Here is a 3222-nt window from a genome sequence, read left to right as displayed (position 1 = left end):
CATCAGCTCGGCACGGTTGTATTTGCTGACATCCTTGCCGGCTTGCTTCATCGCATCGTAAACCTGCCAACGGAAGTTGAGCGTCCAGTTGAACGACGGCGAATTGTTGTAGGCCAGCTTTGCGTTCGGGATCACCTCGCGCACGCGGTCGACCATCCCGGCGATCTGCTCGATGTTTGGCTTCTCGGTCTCGATCCACAACAGGTCGGAGCCGTTCTGCAACGAGGTGATGCAGTCGAGCACGCAGCGGTCCTGGCCGGTTCCTTCGCGGAACTGATAGAGGTTGCTGGCGAGACGCTTGGGGCGCAGCAGCTTGCCGTTTCGGCTGATGATGACGTCACCGTTGCCGATCTTCGACGCATCGACTTCTTCGCAATCGAGGAAGCTGTTGTACTGGTCGCCGATATCGCCCGGCTTGTGGCTGACGGCGATCTGCTGCGTGAGGCCGGCGCCGAGCGAGTCGGTGCGGGTCACGATAATGCCGTCGTCCACGCCGAGTTCGAGGAAGGCGTGGCGGCAGGCGCGGATCTTCGCGATGAAGACCTCGTGCGGCACCGTCACCTTGCCGTCCTGATGGCCGCACTGCTTCTCGTCGGAGACCTGATTTTCGATCTGCAGGGCGCAAGCGCCTGCTTCGATCATCTTCTTGGCCAGCAGATAGGTCGCCTCGGCATTGCCGAAGCCGGCGTCGATGTCGGCGATAACCGGCACGACGTGGGTCTGGAAATTATCGATCTTTTCGATCAGCGTCGTTTCCTTCGCCTTGTCGCCTGCCTTGCGGGCCGCGTCGAGGTCGCGGAAAATGCCGTTGAGCTCGCGGGAGTCCGCCTGACGCAGGAAGGTGTAGAGCTCTTCGATCAGCGCAGGCACCGAGGTCTTCTCGTGCATGGACTGGTCGGGAAGCGGTCCGAATTCAGAGCGCAGCGCTGCGATCATCCAGCCTGAGAGATAGAGATAGCGGCGGTCGGTCTTGCCGCCGAAATGCTTCTTCACCGAAATCAGCTTCTGCTGGGCGATAAAGCCGTGCCAGCAACCGAGCGACTGGGTATATTTCGTGCTGTCAGCGTCATAGGCCGCCATGTCGGCACGCATCAGCGCGGCCGTATAGCGCGCGACATCGAGGCCGGTCTTGAAGCGGTTCTGCAAGCGCATGCGGGCCACGGCTTCGGCCTTCACGCCATTCCACGTGTCCTTGTCCTTGAGGAGGGCTTCGGCCGCCTCGATTTCACTTTGATAGGTGGCCGGCCCCTGGATGGCCAGATCGCTGATCCCACGTGGCTGGAAGTTCATATCCATGATCCCTTCGGTGACGACAAATCCGCGTCGATATCAAATCGACGTTCGTGACAGTGCTTGCGAAACGTGCCGAAAGCTAAACGCGAAACTTCGAATTTCGTACAGATGGCTTGTATGGGAATGGTGATGTGATGTAACATTAAGACATGTGTGAATGTAACGTTGTCAAATTTGTCACAATCACAGCGGAACCAGCGTGCCAGGAGAGTCAGGGAAAAAGCTGTTCGTCGGTCCGCGATTCCGGCGGATCCGGCAGCAATTGGGACTGTCGCAGACCCAGATCGCCGAAGGACTTGGCATTTCTCCGAGCTATATCAACCTGATCGAGCGCAACCAGCGTCCGGTAACCGCACAATTGTTGATGCGGCTGGCGCAGACCTATGACCTCGATCTGCGCGATCTCGCCAGCGCCGACGAGGACCGGTTTTTCGCTGAGTTGAATGAGATTTTCTCCGATCCGCTGTTCCGCCAGATCGACCTGCCGAAGCAGGAACTGCGCGATCTTGCCGAACTGTGCCCGGGGGTTACTCATTCATTACAACGGCTGTATGCGGCCTATACCGAGGCCCGGCGCGGCGAGACCCTGGTCGCCGCGCAGATGGCCGATCGCGATGAGGGCACCCGATACGAGGCCAATCCGATCGAACGCATCCGCGATTTGATCGAGGCCAACCGCAACTATTTTCCGGAACTCGAGCAGGCCGCGGAAAACCTGCGCGACGAAATCAACGTCGCCTCGCAGGATCTGTTCGCGGCGCTGAGTACCCGGTTGCGTGAAAAACATTCCATCGTCACTCGCATCATGCCGGTCGATGTGATGCGCGAGACGCTGCGGCGATTCGACCGTCACCGCCGGCAATTGCTGATTTCCGAACTGGTCGATGGACCCGGCCGTGCGTTCCAGCTCGCGTTCCAGGTTGGGCTTACCGAATGCGGCGCCATCTTCGAGACCATCGTTAATCGCGCCGGCCCGCTGGATGAAACGCCGCGCCGGCTCTATCGCATCACGCTGGCGAATTATTTCGCGGCTGCCGTGATGATGCCCTACGCGGCGTTTCATGCTGCCGCGGAAGCGCTGAGCTACGACGTCCACGTGCTGGCGCAACGCTTCAATGCCGGCTTCGAGCAGGTCTGCCATCGCCTCACCACGCTGCAACGGCCGAACGCGCGCGGCGTGCCGTTCTTCATGCTGCGCGTCGACAATGCCGGCAATGTCTCCAAGCGATTTTCTTCCGGCACCTTCCCGTTTTCGAAATTCGGCGGCACCTGCCCGCTGTGGAACGTGCACTCGACCTTCGACACGCCGGACCGCTTGTTGAAACAGGTGATCGAACTGCCCGACGGCAGCCGCTATTTCTCGATCGCACAGATGGTGCGGCGCCCCGTTGCGCCACATCCGCAACCGCAGCCGCGCTTCGCCATCGGCTTGGGGTGCGAAATTCGCCACGCCTCGCGGCTGGTCTACGCCACCGGCATCGATCTGGAGAAAGCCGAGGGCACGCCGATCGGCGTCAACTGCCGGCTCTGCGAGCGCGAAAACTGCAGCCAGCGCGCCGAGCCGCCGATCACGCGCACGCTGATCCTGGACGAGAATACACGGCGGGTGACGAGCTTTGCGTTCAGCAATGCGAGGGAGCTGTGATCTTAGCCTCCACAAAAAGAGCGGGGCGAGGTTAAGAGGCGTCTCGCTTCAAATTCCGATTCGAATTTCAAACAGCCAAGCGTTGTCGCTCTCGCGGCGCACTGCGTCCGAGTTTTGCCAATCCCTCGCGAACCGCGCGAGGGGATGGAGCGGCGGGAGGCGCCAGGATGCTTGCGAGGCACCCTTCAGACGGAGCAGCGGCCCCGCCTTGCGCAGCTGATAACGCCAGCCGCGCGCGCCCAGTGACGTAGGGCGCGGCGCCTCCCGGCGCTCCACCTTGGCCA

General features: G+C 60.9%; 3 protein-coding genes. 1 reads left to right on the top strand and 2 read right to left on the bottom strand.

Annotated features, from left to right (window positions below; genetic code table 11):
- Positions 1-1290: isocitrate lyase (locus VGP39_RS10690; RefSeq protein WP_327568072.1), on the bottom strand; the 1290-nt coding region annotated here is incomplete at its 3' end.
- Positions 1291-1492: 202 nt separating this feature from the next.
- Between VGP39_RS10690 and VGP39_RS10685 the strand changes: the two genes are divergently transcribed.
- On the top strand, positions 1493-2938 hold the full coding sequence (locus VGP39_RS10685) for a helix-turn-helix domain-containing protein (protein WP_327568071.1): 1446 nt from the start codon (positions 1493-1495) through the stop codon (positions 2936-2938).
- Between the two features lie 48 nt (positions 2939-2986).
- On the opposite strand, the gene VGP39_RS10680 is transcribed toward VGP39_RS10685, so the two are convergent.
- On the bottom strand, positions 2987-3222 hold a 236-nt coding region (locus VGP39_RS10680), incomplete at its 5' end, for a hypothetical protein (RefSeq protein WP_327568070.1).

This window comes from Bradyrhizobium sp., from assembly GCF_036009065.1.
In the GTDB taxonomy this organism is placed as follows: Bacteria; Pseudomonadota; Alphaproteobacteria; order Rhizobiales; family Xanthobacteraceae; genus Bradyrhizobium.
This window is presented reverse-complemented; position numbering and strand designations above follow the sequence as displayed.